This is a genomic window from Pontiella agarivorans, from assembly GCF_034531395.1.
Lineage (GTDB): Bacteria > Verrucomicrobiota > Kiritimatiellia > Kiritimatiellales > Pontiellaceae > Pontiella > Pontiella agarivorans.
In genome coordinates this window covers 173481-191727 of the sequence record NZ_JARVCO010000007.1, presented here as the reverse complement: position 1 = coordinate 191727, position 18247 = coordinate 173481, and the positions used below count along the sequence as shown (strand labels likewise).

The following is an 18247-nucleotide window of genomic DNA, read 5'->3' as shown; positions in this document are numbered from 1 at the left end:
GCTTCGTCTACATTGGAAGCAGCATGAAAATTAAAAAGATCCTTCTCTTTCTCATTTCAACTTTCACCGTCCAGGTTTCAAGCTTCGCGCTCGATACCGAACTGCACGGTTTTGCCGAGACGCGTGCCGGGGCCCGGACGCAGGATGATCCGGCGCAGAACCAGATGAGCCTCGGCGAAACGCGGCTGCAGCTCGATGCGCTGACCTATTTCGATGCGGCGGAACTCCAGATCCGCACCGATTTCCTCTACGACGGACTGCAGGATGACCTCCACAAAATCGACCTGGACCGGGGCACCGGCTTTATGGACCTGCGGGAACTCAATCTCCTGTTTACGCCGATCCCTTCCGCCGACGTCAAAATCGGCCGGCAGATTCTGACCTGGGGCACCGGCGACCTGCTCTTCATCAACGACCTGTTTCCCAAGGACTGGAATTCCTTCCTGCTCGGGCGCGATGAGGACTATCTGAAAGCCCCGTCGGATGCCCTCTTTGTCAGCTGGTTTCCAGCCATTGGAAGTTTCGACTTTGCCTATATGCCGAAATTTGATCCCGACCGCTATGTCGACGGCTCCCGCCTCTCCTACTGGAACGGCATGGATATCACCGGCGATGAATTTACCGCAGAGAAACGTAATGAATGGTTTAAGGACCACGAATTTTCAGCACGTTTTTACCGCCCGGTACTGAGCTGGGAGGGTTCGCTTTATGCCTATCACGGATTCTGGAAAAGCCCCGTCGGCTATGACCTCAGCGCAAACGACTATTATTTTCCGCGACTGAACGTCTACGGCGCCAGCGCCAGAGGTGCTGTCGGCAACACACTCATGAACGTGGAGATCGGCTATTACGACTCCCGCGAAAATTCCAGTGCCTTTAAAAATGTTCCCAACGATGAAGTCCGCTTCCTCTCCGGCTACGAGCGGGAAATCGGCAACGAACTGACCGCCGGCTTTCAGTACTATGTTGAGTGGATGCAGGATTATGGCGGCTATTCCGGCACGCGCGATGAATTCCGCCATGTGCTGACCCTTCGCCTGACCAAAATGGCCATGAACCAGAACCTAATGCTCAGCCTCTTTACCTTCTATTCGCCATCCGATCAAGACACTTACATCCGTCCGAATGCGACCTATACAATTTCCGACCACTGGCAGGCCTCGGCCTACGCAAACGTATTTCTCGGCGAGCACGACTATACCTTTTTCGGCCAGTTGCAGGACAACAGCAATCTCGGCCTGAGTCTTCGGTACAGCTTCTAGAGCGGTGGCACTAAATCAGCGGCGCGCGTACGCGCGTCGGATAGCCGTCCAGTTTACGCGCCAGGCTCTCCTTAAGCATTGGAATACCACCGGCACTGAAGCGCGCCGAGTAGGCCTTGACCTCCTGCTGCATCACCGCAGCTTCCTCTACTTTTGCATCGACCAGCAGCATTTCAAAGGCGGCATAGAGTTCGGGCCGCACGTTGGCCGTGGCCGAAACAAAACCTGCAGCACCCTGCTGCACCGGCTCGAAAACAGTCGTACTCGATCCCACAAAATAGTTCGGCGTGTGTTCCATCAGTTCAAAATTCCGCGCAGAATCCTTCAGCCCGTAGTGCGGCACTTCACGGAGTATTTTCGGGGTAATTCCGTTCCCCGTATGTTTCGGGAAATTATAAAGCAGAAACGGAACATCCGCCTCAGCTTCCAATGCCTGGAAATACTGAATGATACCGGCTTCCGGCAATCCCGACGGATAGATCGGCGGCAGAACCGCTACCGCATCCGCCCCGAAATCGTTCGCCCAGCGGACTTCGGTTTTATTCTGCTCCAGCCCGGTTCCTCCCGCATGCTGGATAATCATTCCCGGAAAATACCGCCGCGCCAGTTTCAGCAGCTGTTTCCGCTCCTCCGGCAGCAGCGAGAAAAATTCCGCCGTCGTACCATTCACCATAATCCGGTGCACCCCATGCTGCGCTAAAAATTCAAGGTGCCGGATAAATGCACGTTCATCGATTTTCCAATTCTCGGAAAACGGCGTCAGCACCGGCACCACCAGCCCCTTCAGTCCCACTTCTGCATAATCAGAATCAAAAAGATCATGATGCTGTAAGAAAACCGTATCGGACACGGACTCAATTTCCAGATGATAGTCCTCGTCACAATAAAGATGCAGGTCTGCCCATTTTTTACTTTCCGCACCATATTCGGAAAATTCGCGCAGATTACTCTGCAGAAATGTGGCAATTGCTTTCTCCCGATCATACCCCCGCGTTTCAATATCGCGGTCAATCCGCGTGGCCAGCTGCGTCTTCCAATCGGAATCAATAAAAATTGAAAAGTCAACCTGCTCGCGAAATGCAGGATAGGTCGAAACCTCACCATCCAGTAGATTAAACTGCCGCGGAACGAAGGCCTCAGTCTGCCGGGCTTCTCCTGTAGGCGAATCATATACCGGTTTCTGAAACGTCCGGCCGGCTTTAATCTCAGCAAAATGCTCCTGCATTAAATCCAGCTTATTCGCTTCCGGGTGCGGGCCGAAAACCTGCTTTTCCGCCCGCAGCACCCGCGATGTTTTATAGTCATCCAGCCGCAGTATAACCGCATCTGGAAGCCCGTCTGCCAATACCCGTGCAAAGGTTGACTTCCCCGTACCTCCCGGACCCCCAATGGCCACCAGCACAGAATCATCCTGTGCAAACTCCCGCATTAACAGCTCCGCCACAATTTTTTCCGCCGCATGGTGCGTTCCGTTTTTTACCGCAATATGGGTTTTATTTTTATGCATGCCGGCAAATATACCGCTTTTCCAAAGGCAGTAAAACCCGCTTTCCAATCTTTGAAAAGACCATTATGCTCAGCCCATTCAATGGAGGTTTATTATGCGAGGTCACATTATTGCTGAAGATAAATTCATTCATCTGGGAAATGATCATCACCTGTTCGTCACGCAAGCCGACGGCGCGGAAAATGAATACCGGTTCGAAGTCCGCCGAATCGCCCCCGGTGCCGATCACCCTAAGACTATTTACGAAAAAACCGAAGATTTCACTCGCCGGATTTCAAAAGAAAACGCCATCGGCGAGCTGCTCTGTGAAGAAATGGGCATCATAAAAAACAAAATCTTCGCCGAAGAAGAACTCCATACCCACGATCCCTGATATCTAATGCTCCTCTTGGCCTTTTTTACGAAAAAACCCGCTCCTGAAACAGAAACGGGTTTGTCGAATTAGCGGAGAACTGATTACGGAAGGACGGTGTCACCCATGAGGTATTTATCGACCTCACGTGCACAGCCGCGGCCTTCGTTGATGGCCCAGACGACGAGTGACTGACCGCGACGGGAGTCGCCGGCGGCGAATACGCCGTCTACGTTGGTGGTATAGACTTCGTGTTCGGCTTTATAGTTGGAACGGGCATCGCGCTCAACGCCGAGCTGTTCAGCCACCGGATCTTCCGGACCGAGAAAACCCATGGCAAGCAGCACAAGGTCTGCTTCGGTGCGCTTTTCCGTTCCCTCGACAGCCTTCGGCATTTTCCCACCGTTTCCGTTATCGACCCATTCGACTTCCACGGTGTGGATGGCGGCCAGTTCACCGGCTTCATTGCCTTCGAATTTAGTGGTCATCACGGAGAACGTCCGCGGGTCGGTCCCCTGCAGAGCAATGGCTTCCTGCTGACCATAGTCGGTCTTGAGATTGGCGGGCCACTGCGGCCAAGGGTTGGAAACGCGGTTACGGTCAGTTTCCGGCTTCGGCATAATTTCAAGCTGTGCAACACTTTCGCACCGATGACGGAGCGAGGTGCCCACACAATCGGTACCGGTGTCGCCGCCGCCGATGACGATGACTTTCTTGTCCTTGGCGGAAATAAATTTGCCGTCTTCAAGATTACTGTCGAGCAGCGACTTGGTGTTGGCGTGGAGGAATTCCATCGCAAAATAGACGCCCTTCAGCCCACGGCCTTCCACCGGAAGATCACGCGGTTTCGTGGCGCCGGTGGTCAGAATCACGGCATCAAACTCGTTCTTGAGTTCCGCAGCCGAAATGTCCTTGCCGACTTCAGTGCTGGTTTTATAGACAACGCCTTCTTTTTCAATGATGTCGATACGACGCTGCATAACGCCTTTATCGAGCTTCATGTTCGGAATGCCGTACATCATCAACCCGCCGATACGGTCAGACCGTTCGAACAGCGTGACGTTGTGGCCGGCGCGGTTGAGCTGCTGAGCGCAGGACAGACCGGCCGGACCGGAACCGACTACTGCGACCTTTTTATCGGTACGGACTTCCGGCGGCTCGGGAACAACCCAGCCGTTTTCAAAGCCTTTATCGATGATAGTGCGTTCGTTGTCGTGAATCGTTACCGACGGCTCGTTGATGCCTAGCACACAACCTGCTTCACACGGCGCCGGGCATACACGCCCAGTGACTTCCGGAAAATTATTGGTGTGGTGCAGGCGGTCGAGCGCTTCGCGCCAGCGGTTGCGGTAGATCAGGTCATTCCACTCGGGAATCAGGTTGTTGATCGGGCAGCCGCTTGCGCCGCCCTGCATCAGTTCGCCGCGATGGCAGAACGGAACACCGCAGTCCATACAGCGGGCGCCCTGCTCCTGGCAGGTCTGCTCGTCGCGCAGGACATACACCTCGTCCCAATCCTTCACGCGCTCTTCTTCAGGGCGCATGGGATTGGTGCTTCTAACATATTCTAAAAATCCAGTTGGCTTTCCCATAACTAAATCTCCTTACAAATCAATTAGGCGTTGAGCGACGCGATATGCATATCGAACGCTGCATCGATGATTTGTTCTTCAGTTTCATATTCGCCGGTGTCGCGCGCCTGTTCGATATACTCGAGCATACGCTTATAGTCCGTAGGGATGACCTTCACGAATTTTGCCAGTGCGTCATCCCAGTCGGCCAGCATAGCGGCCGCAACGGTCGAACCGGTCTTCTGCTGATGCACAGTGATCATGGCCTTAAGGTCTTCGATCTCTCTGACCACATGAACCTTTTCGAGCTCGATCATCTCCATGTTACACTTTTCGGCAAAGTCGCCGTCGACATCGTAAACATACGCAACACCGCCGGACATACCTGCGCCGAAGTTACGGCCGGTACGGCCAAGGATGATCGCCTTACCGCCGGTCATATATTCGCAGCCGTGGTCTCCAATCCCTTCAACCACCACTTCAGCACCGGAGTTACGAACGCAGAAACGTTCACCGGCTACGCCGCGGATATAGGCTTTGCCGGCCGTTGCTCCGTAGAAACAGACATTTCCGACGAGGATATTCTCTTCGGCAGCAAAGGGTGCGCCTTTGCTCGGGTAGATCGCCAGCTGACCGCCGGAGAGCCCTTTTCCCACATAGTCGTTGGCATCGCCCTCGAGTTCCAGCTCAATCCCTTTACACATGAATGCCCCCATGGACTGGCCGATGGAACCGTTCAGCTTGAACTTAATGGTTCCATCCGGAAGGCCCTTGCCTTCGGTCGCTTTGGTCAGTTCGTTCGACAGAATCGTGCCGACTGAACGATCGGTGTTGATAACGTCGAATTCGCCGCTGGCGCTTTCGCCGTTTTCAATGGCCCCCTTGGCGGCATCGATCAGTTTCCAGTCGATCACGCTTTCAAGCATGTGGTTCTGGCTTTTGCAGTGGTAGGTTCCGCCTTCTTCAGCCCCGATGGTTTCCTTATGCAGGATCGGGGACAGATCGAGATTCTTATATTTCCAGTGGTCGACGTTGTCACGGAATTTGAGCACCTGTGACTGGCCGACCATCTCGTCGATGGTTCGGAAGCCGAGCTCAGCCATAATTTCGCGCAAACCGTCCACAAGGAATTCGAAAAAGTTCACCACGTGATCCGGGTTACCGGTAAATTTGGCGCGGAGTTCACCGCGCTGGGTGGCGATACCGACCGGGCAGGTGTTGCTGTGGCATTTACGCATCATAATGCAGCCTTGCACCACCAGCGCCGCTGTAGCTACGCCCCACTCTTCCGCACCAAGCAGCGTAGCAATGGCGAGGTCACGCGAAGTTTTCATCTGGCCGTCAGCCTGAACCACAATACGGTTACGCAGGCGGTTACGGACCAGTGTCTGATGGGTTTCGGACAGGCCCAGTTCCCACGGTAGGCCGGCATGCTTGATAGAGCTGAGCGGCGATGCACCCGTGCCGCCGTCGTAGCCGGCAATCAGAACCGCATCGGCTTTCGCCTTGCACACCCCGGCGGCAATCGTGCCGACGCCGGCTTCAGAGACCAGCTTCACGTTAACACGGGCATCGCGATTGGAGTTCTTCAGGTCATAGATCAGCTGCGCGAGGTCTTCGATCGAATAGATATCGTGGTGCGGCGGCGGAGAAATGAGTCCGACCCCCGGCGTGGAACCGCGGGTACGCCCGATCCAGCCGTTCACTTTATGACCCGGCAGGTGGCCGCCTTCGCCCGGTTTCGCACCCTGCGCCATTTTAATCTGCAGCTCAGAGGCTTTCGACAGGTAATAGCTGTTCACCCCGAAACGGCCGGAAGCAATCTGCTTGGTGGCAGAGCACATATCGTCGCCGTTCGGCAGTTTGGTGTAGCGCTTCGGGTCTTCCCCGCCTTCACCGGAGTTGGAGCGCGAACCAATGCGGTTCATCGCAATCGCCAGCGTGGTGTGTGCTTCCCAGGAGATGGAACCGAAAGACATGGCGCCGGTGGCAAAACGCTTCAGGATATTTTCCGCCGGTTCGACTTCATCAATCGAGATCGGTTTGCGGTCAGGACTGAATTCCATCAGGCCTCGCAGCGTGAAGGCCGCTTTATTCTGGTCGTTAACGGCCTTGGAATATTCCTTGTATTTCTCATAGTCGTTATCGCGCGTGCACTCCTGCAGCAGACGGATCGTCGTCGGGTTGAACAGGTGGCGTTCACCGTCCTTGCGCCAGTGGTATTCACCGCCCGGATCCAGCACCTTAGCGGCACCGCCGCGGGCCGGGAAACCTTTACGGTGTTTCTGAAGGGTTTCCTTGGCAATGTCATCGAGACTGAGCCCTTCGATACGGCTCACGGTTCCGGTAAAGTATTTTTCAACCACATCGGAGTTAATACCCACAATCTCAAAAATCTGCGCACCCTGGTAGGACGCTAGCGTCGAGATTCCCATCTTCGAAAAGATTTTCAGCAGACCGCCGTCGATCGCTTTGATGTAGTTGCTAATGGCGGTGTTGGCATCAAGACCATTGAGCAGGTCCTCTTTCTCCATGTCGCGGATGGTATCGAGCGCCATGTAGGGGTTAATGGCCGAAGCCCCGTAGCCGAGCACCGTGGCGAAGTGGTGAACTTCGCGGACGTCGCCGACTTCGAGAATAATATCGGCCTTACCGCGCTTTCCGGCGCGGATGAGGTAGTGGTGCACGGCTGCTGCGGCCAGTACCGACGGAATCGGCGCGTGGTCAGTATCTTTCGCAAAGTCGGAGAGCAGGATGATGGAATAACCTTCATCAATGGCATCTTCAGCATAGCGGCAGATGCGGTCGAGTGTTTTTTCCAGCACCCCCGGCTTACCGGTCGCGGGGAATACAATATCCAGCCGTTTGGTCTGGAAATGATTGGTGTCGACATGAATCAGCTTGGACAGATCCTCGTTGGTGAGCACCGGCTGTGGAATGGCAATCCGGCGGCAGTGTTCCGGAGACTCGGTCAGAACGTTTTTAAACCCGCCGACATACGTGCGCAGGTCCATCACTACGCGCTCCCGAATCGAATCGATCGGCGGGTTGGTCACCTGTGCGAAAAGCTGTTTGAAATAGTGTGACAGCTGCACAGGGCGGTCCGAAAGAACGGCCAGCGGATTGTCTGCCCCCATCGAACCGAGCGGCTCTTTACCACCAGTGGCCATCGGCTTGAGAATTTCCGTGATGTCTTCATAGGTGAAGCCGAACGTCTGTTGCCGGCGGAAGAGCACATCGTGTTTCGGAGTTTTCAGCTCAAAATCTTCCGGTGCCGGAAGGTCATCGAGATGAACCATCGTCTGGTTAATCCATTCCTGATAGGGTTGACGTGAACAGAGGTCGGCCTTGAGCTCATCATCGGAAATGATGCGTCCCTTTTCGAGGTCCGCCACAAACATCTTACCCGGCTGCAGACGGCCGCGGATTTTAACCTTATTATGGTCAACGTCGATCACGCCGGTTTCCGACGCCATAATCAGCATGTCGTCATCGGTGACACAGTAACGCGACGGGCGCAGGCCGTTGCGGTCAAGTGTGGCGCCAACCAGTACGCCGTCGGTAAAGCAGACCGATGCTGGTCCGTCCCAGGGCTCCATCATCGCCGAGTAGAATTCATAAAACGCGCGCTTAGCCGGATCCATATCCGGATCATTCTGCCACGCCTCAGGAATGAGCATCATGAGTACATGCGGCAGCGAACGGCCGGAGAGCACCAGCATCTCGATCGCCATATCGAGATTGGCAGAGTCAGATGCCGCGGGATCACAGATCGGGAAGATCATTTCGAGCTCTTCTTTAGAGAAAGCGGTGCATTCCAGCAGGATTTCGCGGGCACGCATCCAGTTGATATTTCCCTTGTTCGTATTGATCTCACCATTATGGGCAATATAGCGGAACGGCTGGGCCAGTTTCCACGAAGGGAAGGTGTTGGTCGAAAAACGGGAATGGACCAGCGCGATGGCAGAAACAGCGGTTTCATTCTGCAGGTCGAGGAAATATTTCGGAACCTGTTCGGTGACCAGCTGCCCTTTATAGTTAATGGTTTTATACGAGCAGGAAATAATGTTCAGTCCGTCAGGACCGATGCCGGCAACTGTTTCGTTGCAGACCCGCTCGGAATATTTACGGAAAACGAAAAGTTTACGGTCAAAAGTCGACGCATCCATGCCCTCAGGCTTGGCGATAAAGATCTGCTGCACGCTCGGTTCGGTTTCAGCAGAATCGCGGCCCAGATCGGAATTATCAACCGGAACGATGCGGTAACCCAGTAGTGGCAGATTCATCTTCTTTAGGTTGCGCTCAATGATTTCTTTGCATTCAGACTGCTTAATTTTGTCCTTTGGGAAGAAGGTCATACCGACGCCGTATTCCCCGAATTTAGGCAGTTTGATTCCCTGTTTGGGGCACTCTTCCATAAAGAGTTCATGCGGAATCTGGAACAGAATGCCGGCACCATCGCCGGACTTGACGTCAAAACCGGTACCACCACGGTGCTCCATGCGCTCGAGCATATCGAGTGCATCCGTGATCACGGCGTGCTTTTTTCGGCCTTTCAGATTGGCAACAAAACCAATCCCGCAACTGGTGTGCTCAAAATCTGCACGATACAGCCCCTGACCTTCGGGCATCCCGAACATGTTGAGTTCATCTTTCTTCGAAATCGCTTGCTTATTACTCATGTTTAAACCTCGTGTGGCTCAGTCAAAATAGCGGGCTAATTTGCTCAAAACCCCCGGCCCCGTCAATCCATTTGCGCGCTTAATTGGGTTTAACATAACGGATTTGGCCAAAACAGTACCGCCTAATACAAAATTGAAACTATTTGCAATCTTCTAACGCGAATAAGCTAAAACGTCCAGCCCCGGGAAATAAAGATTTCGTCAAAAATATCAGGCTGAATCGGCCGTCCCCTGCGCGTCAGGACGCCAGTAACTTCTCCTTCAAGAATCAACTTTTCATCTTTTTTCCGATAAATGGCCTGTTCAAAAACAAACCGGACACGCCCCTGCTTGTGCATACCTACTTTCACAACAAATACATCACGCGGCATCAGCGGCAATTTATAATTCAGCTCAACTTTGATAACGACCGCATCAATCCCATCACGACAAAGCTGCGCAAAATCAACTCCAACCTCATGCAGAAATTCATGGCGGGCATGCTCTAAATAATGCTGATAGACGGCATTATTCACAATACCCTGCAAATCGCACTCATAGTCGCGAACCATCATCTCAGTCTCAAAAACAAAATTCATCGGACCCCATACTCCTTAAAATGACGAATCAAAGCTTTCAGAATAGAGAAAAGTCACCTCGCACATGACCGGGCTGACCGGGCTGACCGGGCTGACCGGGCTGACCGGGCATTCCCGCATTTTCAATCTGTATTCCCAATCACTTTTCGCCCTTCATTTTTCTGCTCCGGCTTTGGGTGGAGCGGTAAAACCGGCTCAGCTTTCGGTCCTGATCCCGCTTGTCCAAGGCCGACTGTTCATGAAATGCGGCCTCTTTCATCAGGCGAACATAATTCTGGTAGCGTGCTTCCGGAAGCGCCCCCGAATCAACAGCAGCAATGACTGCACAGCCCTTCGTATTTACATGTGAACAGTCGTTGAATTTACACTGTGCGGAAAGTTCGGTAATATCGTCGAACGTTTCGCCAATCCCCTCATTCACATCCATATTACCCAGTTCACGCATGCCGGGCGTATCAATCACATGTGCGCCATTTTCAAGTGTAATCAACTCCCGCCACGTGGTCGAATGCAGGCCTTTTCCATCCGATTCACGAACCGGCAGTGTAAAGAGGCAGTCCTCTTCACCCAACAGGTTGTTCAGCAAAGTCGTTTTTCCTACGCCCGATGTTCCGATAATACAATACGTTTTTTTCGGCTCGAAAAGTTCGGCCACCTCCGCCAGGCCATCCTTCTTATGGTTACTGAAGGCAAAAATCCGGATGCCCGGCATACGCTCCTCAATCTCCTGTATCCGAAGTGCCAATTCTTCCGACTTGAGCAAATCGGTTTTACTCATCAAAACCACCGGCTCAATACCGCTTTCGTTGACCATTACCAGATAACGCTCCAGCCGCTTAAGATTAAATCCCGGACCGAGCGTCTGCATAATAAAGGCCGTGTCGATATTCGCCGCAATCAACTGATAGCGCGTCGTTCGCCCAGCGGACTTCCGCTTCAGTTCCGATTGACGGTTCAGCACACGCGTGATACGGCTGATGCGTTCCTCGTCCTCAAAATCTTTCACAAGCACCCAGTCACCAACCGTTGGATAGTCCCGTTTAGATTTTGCACGATGCCGCAGTCGCCCGGTCATTTTCGCCGGATAAGTTTCTTCACCGTCCGATACCTCGCACTCGCCCTTGTGAATGGCCGTAACCCGAACAACAGTCAGCCCTTCCTCCATTTCGGAGTCGACCTGACCTGCAAACCAATCGCTGTAACCGAACTCTTCAAGCGTCATGAGTTTTTTCATCCCTTTTCCACAGATTGGAAACCGGAACGAATAGTGCTCCGTTTCGAGCACCGTGAAAAGAGTAAAAAAACCCGCAGGCAACCAATCGGCTGCCCTCATTCCTGAACATGCTTTCGGGTCCTATTTAATGGTGTACTGTAATTTCAACAATCACATCATCGCCGTAATAGGCCTTGGCTTTCGCATCCAGACGGGTGAGCACTTCATCGACCGTATCGCCAGCCTCAGGCTCAATACCGGGCAGACATCCGCGGAAATGAGCCTGTCCGTCCTCCCGAATATATCCTTCCGAAAGCTGCATGCCGTTCACGGGGTGAACGATCACTTCTTCTTCTATGATACATCTTCTCATAACCCGCTTCCCTTCAGAAGTATGCATATAATACACTGCGGGAAAAATCAAGCGTAAATACCGCCAAGGTGGCAGGACAGCCGCCTTAAAAGGCTTGTTTTTCAATCGAGAATTCCCCTACCCTTAAACCCTTATAAATGTTGTAACAAACCTCGGAAATGAAGCTCTACCTGCCCATCTTGGAAATTCTCATCCTGCACACTTTGACTGCGGGCAATGCTGCTCACGCACAGATACCGGATGCTCCGCAACCGCAACACAATAAATTCGCCATAGAACTCTTCCGAATTGAAAGCCCCAATCCATTTGAAGAAGCCCGATTTCTGAAACAGAACATCTCCATTCCCGAACTTTTTGAAAATGCACAAAACCGGATTAATACCTACCCGGTGCTCTATTCAGCACTCGGTATACCCGCCATTTGCGACCAAACCAAATGTGTTCACATGGCCGAAAACTATAACATCAAAGACGGAAAAGCCGTCCCGGTGAAAAGCAAAGTTGAGCTCGGAATGCGAACAAAAGTCACCATCCGCAAACTCGAAAACAACATGGCGACCTACGAACTCGAATTCAGCAACAAAGAACTGAAAGGGTATGAAGAAGTCATCCTGAAAAACGATATCCATGTAAAACTTCCCCGCTTTGAGACGCGCCAAATCAACACTGAACTCAATCAGTCGCTCGGCTCCTGGCTGGTGCTTGGCGGCCTTTCCGGATCGGGGGACAACGGGATTCACAGCACCTATTACATCATTCGCATAACCCGACCGATGGGCATGAGCCGCTACTGATTTCCAGTGCAGGCCCGGCCCCATCCTCAACCCAAGAAAGATTTATTCATGAAAAAGATCAGCGACGGCATCCGCACCATTACCGACTTTCCCAAACCCGGGATTGAATTCAAAGACATCACCACCCTGCTCAGCGATGGCGAACTCTTCCGAATGACCATCGATACCTTCGCGGAACGCTACCGGAATGAGCATATCGATATGGTGGTCGGCGTCGAAGCACGCGGTTTTATCTTTGCCTCGGCCCTTGCATACGTACTTGGGGCAGGAACCTGTCTGGTCCGAAAACCCGGCAAACTGCCCCACACCGTCCATCGTGAATCGTATGAACTTGAATACGGCACCGATTCCGTGGAAATCCATCAGGATGCCTTTGAGCCCGGCCAACGCATTGTGGTGATTGATGACATCCTCGCTACCGGCGGAACCGTTGGCGCTACCGCCAAGCTGATCAGCAACAACTTTGAAGTCGAAATCGTGGAACTCGCCTTCTTGCTGGAACTCGGCTTTTTGAACGGCCGCAAGAAACTCGGAAATCACAAGGTGTTCTCGCTCGTTAAATCATAGATTTCCAACCCTTGGAAAATCTACTTCTTAAGTGCAGCCAGTACATGCCGAAGGTCTTCGGTCGGTTTTACCTTGTCGGATTTGTAGATAATTTTTCCATCCGGACCGATCACAAAAGTCCAGCGCATTGTGGTTGCCGACCGCGTGAGTTCAACCTCGTTGCCGGCGACCATGCGCTTAATCGTCTTTACCCCTTTTTTGACTTCGACCCCGAATTCTTCGGCAACCGCTCCACCGGGATCAGACAACAGCGGAAAATTGAGCTTTTCCGAAGTCTGGAAAATCTTCAGTCCCTCCGGACTGTCCGCACTGATACCGACCACATTAAACGCTGAATCGCCCGCCGCCACATAATCGCGATATGCACAGGCCTGTTTCGTACATCCTCCGGTCATGGCAGCTGGATAAAAATAGACCAAAACGGGTTTCCCGCCGAGCTGTTCCTCCAGCTTCCAGACCTGGCCATCCTGATCTTTTGCCGTAAAGAACGGCGCAGTCTGCCCCACTTCCAATGCCCGGACCGCAATACCTGCACACAGAGCAAACAGTGTCGTATAGCATTTCATTTTCAATCTCCTCCGCATGAACCCCACATCGTTAAGGTATAAAAAAAGCCCGGAATAAACCGGGCTTTCAATAACGGGAATCTGTTGTTTAGAGCGTTCCCATCTGATCCAGCAGGCTGGAAGCCTTTTCAGCGTCCGTTTTCGGAGCTGCCGGAGCAGCTTCAACAACCGGAGCAGCCTCAACAGCAGCCGGTGCACTTGCAGGCGCCGTAGAGAGGCTGGACATGTTCTTCTGGAACATTTCGAAGCGGCGCTTCAGTTCCTGATATTCAACATCCAGTGTACTCAGTGCAGTTTCAGCTTCCGTTGCACGGTCCTGCGCTGCTGCAGCCTTGGATTTTGTCGTCTTCAGTTCCGATTCCAACTTGGCCACTTTAGATTTTTCCGCGGCAAGTGCTTTCGAGGTTTCTGCAGATTTCTGTTGCAGGTCCTGAATGCGTTCGGTGGCATCATCAAGCTCAATACGACCCTGACGCACTTTTTTCTTTTCGTTGGAAACCAGTTCTTTCTGCGATTCGATATCACCTTTCAGCTTATCGATCTGCGCTTCATAATCGGTTTTCTGACTTTCCAGCGCAGCCAGATGTTCTTCTTCCGGCACACCACAACCGGTCAACATTCCGATTGCTCCAGCCGTTACCAACAACATTGCGATTTTCTTCATGAGTATCCTTCCTCTGTTAAGGTTCAATATCGCTTTCCCCAGAAATGTAGTCAGTATATGGCGGGTTTTGATAAATTCAACCCCTCTGACTGACTTTATTGCGGTTTAATTAATTTTCCGTTTTAGACCAGATCGCACGCTTCCGGCGGCATCCACTTGCGGTCCTTTCCATCCCATTTCACATTGCAGCCGATCGGATTGGTTACCGGTACGCTCACCGGTTTTCCTGCCAGCAACTCCTCCAGCGCATCTACCAATTCATGAGTGGTAGACTGCGTATGATCCCGCGGCGTGTCAATGGCACGGCCGACGTAGACCAGTTTCCGTTCCGCATCAAAGACATAGAAATGTGGTGTACGCAGTGCACCATAGGCTTCCGCCACATCCTGCGAAGCATCGTGCAGATAGAGCCACGGAAACTGATGCTCCTCCATCCGCTCAATCATATGCTCCCAACTATCCTCTTCATAGGTATTCGGACTGTTCGAATTAATCGCCACAAAACGTACATCCGGACCCTGTAATTTTTCCGCAATCTGCCGGGTATTTTCATCCGACCCGATCACATACGGGCAATGGTTGCAGGTAAAAAAGATCACCAGAAACTTCTCGCTGAAATCGTCCAGTGCATAGGTCTTTCCATCCGTCGCCGGCAAACTGAACGACGGAGCCCGTTCGCCGATTTCCAAAGTAAACGCCATAAACTAACCTCCGTTAAATTATGCTCTATTCTCCCTGCACCCCCTCGGAAATCAATGTAAATCCCCAAAAACAGCATCGCCCATTCCGCTTTCAAGCGGATGTAAAAAGCGATAACCTGCTCTTATTATGAAGGTGATTCTGATTGTACTCGATTCCGTAGGCATCGGTGCCGCGCCCGATGCCGCCGACTATGGCGACGCCGGCAGTGCAACCCTCCAGCACATCGCGGAAACCGTCGGCGGGCTCAAACTACCCACCCTTGAAAAGCTCGGCCTCGGAAATATCCGCCCCGATTTCCCAATCTCTGGCATTCCGGCTGCGGAAAAACCGCGGGCCTCCTGCGGCGCACTCGAAGAACAATCCATAGGCAAAGATACCATCACCGGCCACTGGGAAATATGCGGCCTCGAAATCAATCCCGGCTTCCACAACTTCCCAATGGACTTTCCCTCTTTTCCCGCAGAGCTCCTCGAAACCTTCGAAAAAGAAACCGGTCGTCCAATCCTTGGAAACAAAGCCGCAAGCGGCACTGCCATCATTGAAGAGCTCGGCCCCGAGCATATGAAAACGGGCGCCTGGATTGCCTACACCAGCGCGGATTCCGTCATGCAGCTCGCCGCCCATAACGACGTCATTCCACTCGACGAACTGTACCGCGGCTGCAAAATTGCCCGGCGTTTGTGCGATCCGCTCAAAGTCGGCCGCGTCATTGCCCGGCCGTTCATCGGAAAACCTGGAAATTTCCAGCGCACCGAAGACCGGCGCGACTATGCCTATACCCCGGAAGAGCCGCTCATCACCGAGCGCCTCACCGAAGCCGGTATTCCCGTTTACGCCGTCGGTAAAATTGAAGACATCGTCGCCCACCGCGGCATCACTGAAAGCATCCATTCCGGAAACACCGTGGAATCACAGCAGGTCGTTGAACAGTTTTTACAGAAAAAGGGCGACGGCTTCATCTTCGCGAATTTTATCGACTTCGATATGCTCTACGGTCACCGCCGCGACCCCGAAGGTTATGCCCGCGCACTGCAGCAAACCGATGCCTGGCTCGCGCGCTTTCTTCCACGGCTTGAAGACGATGATGTACTGATTATCACGGCCGATCACGGGAATGACCCGACCTACCCAGGCACTGATCACACTCGGGAATATGTCCCCCTGCTTTCCTATTGCCGCACACGCCCCGCCGAACCTTTAGGCATTCGCAGGGGTTTCTACGACATTGCACAGACCATTGCCTCACTCTTCGGAATTTCCCCTCTTCCACGCGGAGTCACCTTTTACAGAGACTGAGCGTTGCTGAACATACTCGCCGCGCAGCGGCGCGTGCTCAGCAACCACCTCAATACCGCCGCTTTTCCAGAGATAGAGGTTCCGAAACAACGGTCGATATCCGGAACCCGCAAGCAGCCGTGCAGAATCCTGCAGATGAAAATAGACGCTCGGTTGCGAGGAATCTCCGGAATTTCCGCACCGCGCAATCGGATGGCCGCCGGTCACACGCTCACCGACCGCCACGGTAATGCTGTCTTTCATCAGATGACCCACCACCGAATATTCATTCAACGAGTGCTCAATCATCACCGCATTACCCAGTCGGTCGAACGAATTCGGGGCATGCGGCCGATTATCCTCCACGCCGTTAATCACCCCCACAACAGTCCCGGAAGCCGGTGCACGAACAATTCGTCCGAAGGCAAAATAATCCCGATTATCGCGACCTTCATTCCGGAACGTTTTACGAAACCGGTTCGCCACCACAAATTCACAGGCATTGTGGCTCACCCGGCTGCCGAAATATTTGCTGGTGTCGCGGGTATCACCACCCCACAACACCCGCCACTGCCCATCGAACGGAAGCCGGATGGGTGTGGTATTTTTTCCAATATCCGGAAAAGCCGTTTTGAAGGGCTGCACCCACAACCCGATAATTTTGGCGTCATCGGTAACCTGCAATTTCAGCCCTGCGGCAGCTTCGTTAAAGATGATCGGTAACACAGCGGTATCGGCCGACTGCACCCACGGATCGCCCACACGTTCGATACGCCCGAGTTTTTTACGCACCCCTTCGAGGGTCTTCACCGTAGCCTCTTCAGGGATACGCGCCAGCGCAGCCGCACTGAAATATTCGCGAACCGTTTTGTAGCGGCCGCTGTTGATCGCATCCGCCAAACGGTTTGCCAACCGAACAAACCGATATGCAGGGTCATCCGGCCGGATCCGCCGCGGCGATGAAATAAAACGAAAGGTGCAGTTTTCAAACACCACCTCATCGGGCGGACCGGCAGCACTGAAACGAATGGTGTAGGCATTCCCCGAATCAAAAAGACCTTCCACAAAATCGCCGTTTTCGGAACTGTAGTCTCCCCCCGCATAAATCAAAGCGTCGGCATCATAAGCAACCGGAGGGTCCACGGTTTCGTAATAACCGAGATAATCCCCGCTGTTGGCATAAACCAGTGTGCGCCATATTCGAGCCTTTGGAAGCTCCGCCGTGAAAATATGATAATATTCCCCCTCCGCCTCCAGCACAGCAAACCGGCTGATCCGGTGGCGCTCCGGAAAGCCCTGATACGCCGCCACAATGCCGAGCTCCCGACGTGCATCTCCCACCGAGACATTGTTTTTACGCGCCGCGGCTTCAACCCCGAGTGCAAACAGGCCCGCCGCAAAGATAGGTGCTAGTCGATGCATTTCAACACTCCTCTTAACGTGAAAGAATAAAACATTCTTATCCATTCAACAACAGGGAATTGCCCTTGCGTTAAACCGCACTCTGTGGTCCGATGCTCCCTTTACATTAACCAGGGATAATCCATGAAATCTATTGCACTCGTTCTCGCCGCGCTGCTTCCGGCCGCCGCTTTTGCCCAGACTTCGTCGAACGCCGTGAACACGGTCACTCAACAGGAAGTCGTCGAAGCCGCTCTTTATGGAAAAACAGACATTATCAAAACCGCGCTGGAACAGGGCTTCGATGTCAACACAGCCGACCCGGACAAGCGTACACCACTCATGTTTGCCGCGTATAATGGACAGACCGAAATTGTGAAAATGCTGATTGCCTCCGGAGCAGTTATCGATGCTCAGGATACCACGGGAACCACACCGCTCATGTTTGCAGCCAGTGCCCCCAGCGGCAAAGATGCCGTGATGCTGCTGCTCGACGCGGGCGCGGAAATCAACCGCGTGGACAACAACGAACACTTCACCGCCCTCATGTGGGCCGCCGCCGAAGGCCAGCTGGAAAACGTTGAACTGCTGCTCGAAAAAGGGGCCGACCTCGCGCTCGCCGATGTGGATGGCGATACCGCCGAATCATTCGCCGCAAAAGCCGGACACTATGCCGTTGCCCGCTGCCTCAAACAGGCCGCGAAAGACGTACAGACGGAAAAATAAATCCAGCCTCCCCA

At 53.1% G+C, this 18247-nt stretch carries 16 protein-coding genes; 6 read left to right on the top strand and 10 right to left on the bottom strand.

The window, feature by feature from the left end:
• Positions 1-23 precede the first annotated feature (23 nt).
• The gene (locus tag P9H32_RS05745) at positions 24-1262 is read left to right on the top strand and encodes a DUF1302 family protein (RefSeq protein WP_322607927.1); all 1239 of its coding nucleotides are present in this window, start codon (positions 24-26) and stop codon (positions 1260-1262) included.
• A 10-nt stretch (positions 1263-1272) separates the two neighbouring features.
• On the opposite strand, the gene P9H32_RS05740 is transcribed toward P9H32_RS05745, so the two are convergent.
• On the bottom strand, positions 1273-2769 hold the full coding sequence (locus P9H32_RS05740) for a dihydrodipicolinate synthase family protein (protein WP_322607926.1): 1497 nt from the start codon (positions 2767-2769) through the stop codon (positions 1273-1275).
• A 94-nt stretch (positions 2770-2863) separates the two neighbouring features.
• Here P9H32_RS05740 and P9H32_RS05735 point away from each other — a divergent pair, with 94 nt between their 5' ends.
• Positions 2864-3142, top strand: a complete 279-nt coding sequence (locus tag P9H32_RS05735) for a hypothetical protein (protein WP_322607925.1) — start codon at positions 2864-2866, stop codon at positions 3140-3142.
• Positions 3143-3225: 83 nt separating this feature from the next.
• Here P9H32_RS05735 and P9H32_RS05730 read toward each other — a convergent pair whose 3' ends face one another.
• From P9H32_RS05730 to P9H32_RS05710, 5 genes are all read right to left on the bottom strand, one after another.
• Entirely contained in the window at positions 3226-4713 is a 1488-nt protein-coding gene (locus tag P9H32_RS05730) for a glutamate synthase subunit beta (RefSeq protein WP_322607924.1), read from the bottom strand.
• Between the two features lie 23 nt (positions 4714-4736).
• A complete protein-coding gene (gltB, locus tag P9H32_RS05725; RefSeq protein ID WP_348534464.1) occupies positions 4737-9332 on the bottom strand; it encodes a glutamate synthase large subunit in 4596 nt (1531 codons plus the stop codon).
• A 209-nt stretch (positions 9333-9541) separates the two neighbouring features.
• Positions 9542-9952 (bottom strand): acyl-CoA thioesterase, encoded by a 411-nt coding sequence (locus tag P9H32_RS05720; RefSeq protein WP_322607922.1) that lies wholly within the window; start codon positions 9950-9952, stop codon positions 9542-9544.
• 139 nt (positions 9953-10091) lie between these two features.
• On the bottom strand, positions 10092-11186 hold the full coding sequence (rsgA, locus tag P9H32_RS05715) for a ribosome small subunit-dependent GTPase A (protein WP_322607921.1): 1095 nt from the start codon (positions 11184-11186) through the stop codon (positions 10092-10094).
• Between the two features lie 124 nt (positions 11187-11310).
• Positions 11311-11538 (bottom strand): hypothetical protein, encoded by a 228-nt coding sequence (locus tag P9H32_RS05710; protein WP_322607920.1) that lies wholly within the window; start codon positions 11536-11538, stop codon positions 11311-11313.
• A gap of 158 nt (positions 11539-11696) precedes the next feature.
• On the opposite strand from P9H32_RS05710, the gene P9H32_RS05705 reads away from it, so the two are divergent.
• Positions 11697-12332 (top strand): hypothetical protein, encoded by a 636-nt coding sequence (locus P9H32_RS05705; protein ID WP_322607919.1) that lies wholly within the window; start codon positions 11697-11699, stop codon positions 12330-12332.
• A gap of 48 nt (positions 12333-12380) precedes the next feature.
• A complete protein-coding gene (locus tag P9H32_RS05700) occupies positions 12381-12899 on the top strand; it encodes an adenine phosphoribosyltransferase (protein ID WP_322607918.1) in 519 nt (172 codons plus the stop codon).
• Positions 12900-12919: 20 nt separating this feature from the next.
• On the opposite strand, the gene P9H32_RS05695 is transcribed toward P9H32_RS05700, so the two are convergent.
• The 3 genes from P9H32_RS05695 to P9H32_RS05685 all read right to left on the bottom strand — a co-directional run bounded on the left by P9H32_RS05695 (position 12920) and on the right by P9H32_RS05685 (position 14830).
• The gene (locus P9H32_RS05695; RefSeq protein ID WP_322607917.1) at positions 12920-13465 is read right to left on the bottom strand and encodes a peroxiredoxin; all 546 of its coding nucleotides are present in this window, start codon (positions 13463-13465) and stop codon (positions 12920-12922) included.
• A gap of 88 nt (positions 13466-13553) precedes the next feature.
• A complete protein-coding gene (locus tag P9H32_RS05690; protein ID WP_322607916.1) occupies positions 13554-14129 on the bottom strand; it encodes a hypothetical protein in 576 nt (191 codons plus the stop codon).
• A gap of 122 nt (positions 14130-14251) precedes the next feature.
• Positions 14252-14830 (bottom strand): thioredoxin family protein, encoded by a 579-nt coding sequence (locus P9H32_RS05685; RefSeq protein WP_322607915.1) that lies wholly within the window; start codon positions 14828-14830, stop codon positions 14252-14254.
• A 127-nt stretch (positions 14831-14957) separates the two neighbouring features.
• On the opposite strand from P9H32_RS05685, the gene P9H32_RS05680 reads away from it, so the two are divergent.
• The gene (locus tag P9H32_RS05680) at positions 14958-16127 is read left to right on the top strand and encodes a phosphopentomutase (protein ID WP_322607914.1); all 1170 of its coding nucleotides are present in this window, start codon (positions 14958-14960) and stop codon (positions 16125-16127) included.
• On the opposite strand, the gene P9H32_RS05675 is transcribed toward P9H32_RS05680, so the two are convergent.
• Positions 16074-17528, bottom strand: coding sequence for a peptidoglycan DD-metalloendopeptidase family protein (locus P9H32_RS05675; protein ID WP_322607913.1), 1455 nt, complete (start codon positions 17526-17528; stop codon positions 16074-16076). The genes P9H32_RS05680 and P9H32_RS05675 overlap by 54 nt on opposite strands.
• A gap of 123 nt (positions 17529-17651) precedes the next feature.
• On the opposite strand from P9H32_RS05675, the gene P9H32_RS05670 reads away from it, so the two are divergent.
• Positions 17652-18233, top strand: coding sequence for an ankyrin repeat domain-containing protein (locus P9H32_RS05670; protein ID WP_322607912.1), 582 nt, complete (start codon positions 17652-17654; stop codon positions 18231-18233).
• Positions 18234-18247: the final 14 nt, after the last annotated feature.

What these genes read in the sequence shown, in the direction of transcription:
- P9H32_RS05690 (WP_322607916.1), bottom strand. Translation starts at nt 14,129, where the DNA reads ATGAAGAAAATCGCAATGTTGTTGGTAACGGCTGGAGCAATCGGAATG.
- P9H32_RS05695 (WP_322607917.1), bottom strand. Translation starts at nt 13,465, where the DNA reads ATGAAATGCTATACGACACTGTTTGCTCTGTGTGCAGGTATTGCGGTC.
- P9H32_RS05745 (WP_322607927.1), top strand. Translation starts at nt 24, where the DNA reads ATGAAAATTAAAAAGATCCTTCTCTTTCTCATTTCAACTTTCACCGTC.
- P9H32_RS05730 (WP_322607924.1), bottom strand. Translation starts at nt 4,713, where the DNA reads ATGGGAAAGCCAACTGGATTTTTAGAATATGTTAGAAGCACCAATCCC.
- rsgA (WP_322607921.1), bottom strand. Translation starts at nt 11,186, where the DNA reads ATGAAAAAACTCATGACGCTTGAAGAGTTCGGTTACAGCGATTGGTTT.
- P9H32_RS05735 (WP_322607925.1), top strand. Translation starts at nt 2,864, where the DNA reads ATGCGAGGTCACATTATTGCTGAAGATAAATTCATTCATCTGGGAAAT.
- P9H32_RS05720 (WP_322607922.1), bottom strand. Translation starts at nt 9,952, where the DNA reads ATGAATTTTGTTTTTGAGACTGAGATGATGGTTCGCGACTATGAGTGC.
- P9H32_RS05700 (WP_322607918.1), top strand. Translation starts at nt 12,381, where the DNA reads ATGAAAAAGATCAGCGACGGCATCCGCACCATTACCGACTTTCCCAAA.
- P9H32_RS05670 (WP_322607912.1), top strand. Translation starts at nt 17,652, where the DNA reads ATGAAATCTATTGCACTCGTTCTCGCCGCGCTGCTTCCGGCCGCCGCT.
- P9H32_RS05685 (WP_322607915.1), bottom strand. Translation starts at nt 14,830, where the DNA reads ATGGCGTTTACTTTGGAAATCGGCGAACGGGCTCCGTCGTTCAGTTTG.
- P9H32_RS05740 (WP_322607926.1), bottom strand. Translation starts at nt 2,769, where the DNA reads ATGCATAAAAATAAAACCCATATTGCGGTAAAAAACGGAACGCACCAT.
- P9H32_RS05705 (WP_322607919.1), top strand. Translation starts at nt 11,697, where the DNA reads ATGAAGCTCTACCTGCCCATCTTGGAAATTCTCATCCTGCACACTTTG.
- P9H32_RS05675 (WP_322607913.1), bottom strand. Translation starts at nt 17,528, where the DNA reads ATGCATCGACTAGCACCTATCTTTGCGGCGGGCCTGTTTGCACTCGGG.
- P9H32_RS05680 (WP_322607914.1), top strand. Translation starts at nt 14,958, where the DNA reads ATGAAGGTGATTCTGATTGTACTCGATTCCGTAGGCATCGGTGCCGCG.
- gltB (WP_348534464.1), bottom strand. Translation starts at nt 9,332, where the DNA reads ATGTTCGGGATGCCCGAAGGTCAGGGGCTGTATCGTGCAGATTTTGAG.
- P9H32_RS05710 (WP_322607920.1), bottom strand. Translation starts at nt 11,538, where the DNA reads ATGAGAAGATGTATCATAGAAGAAGAAGTGATCGTTCACCCCGTGAAC.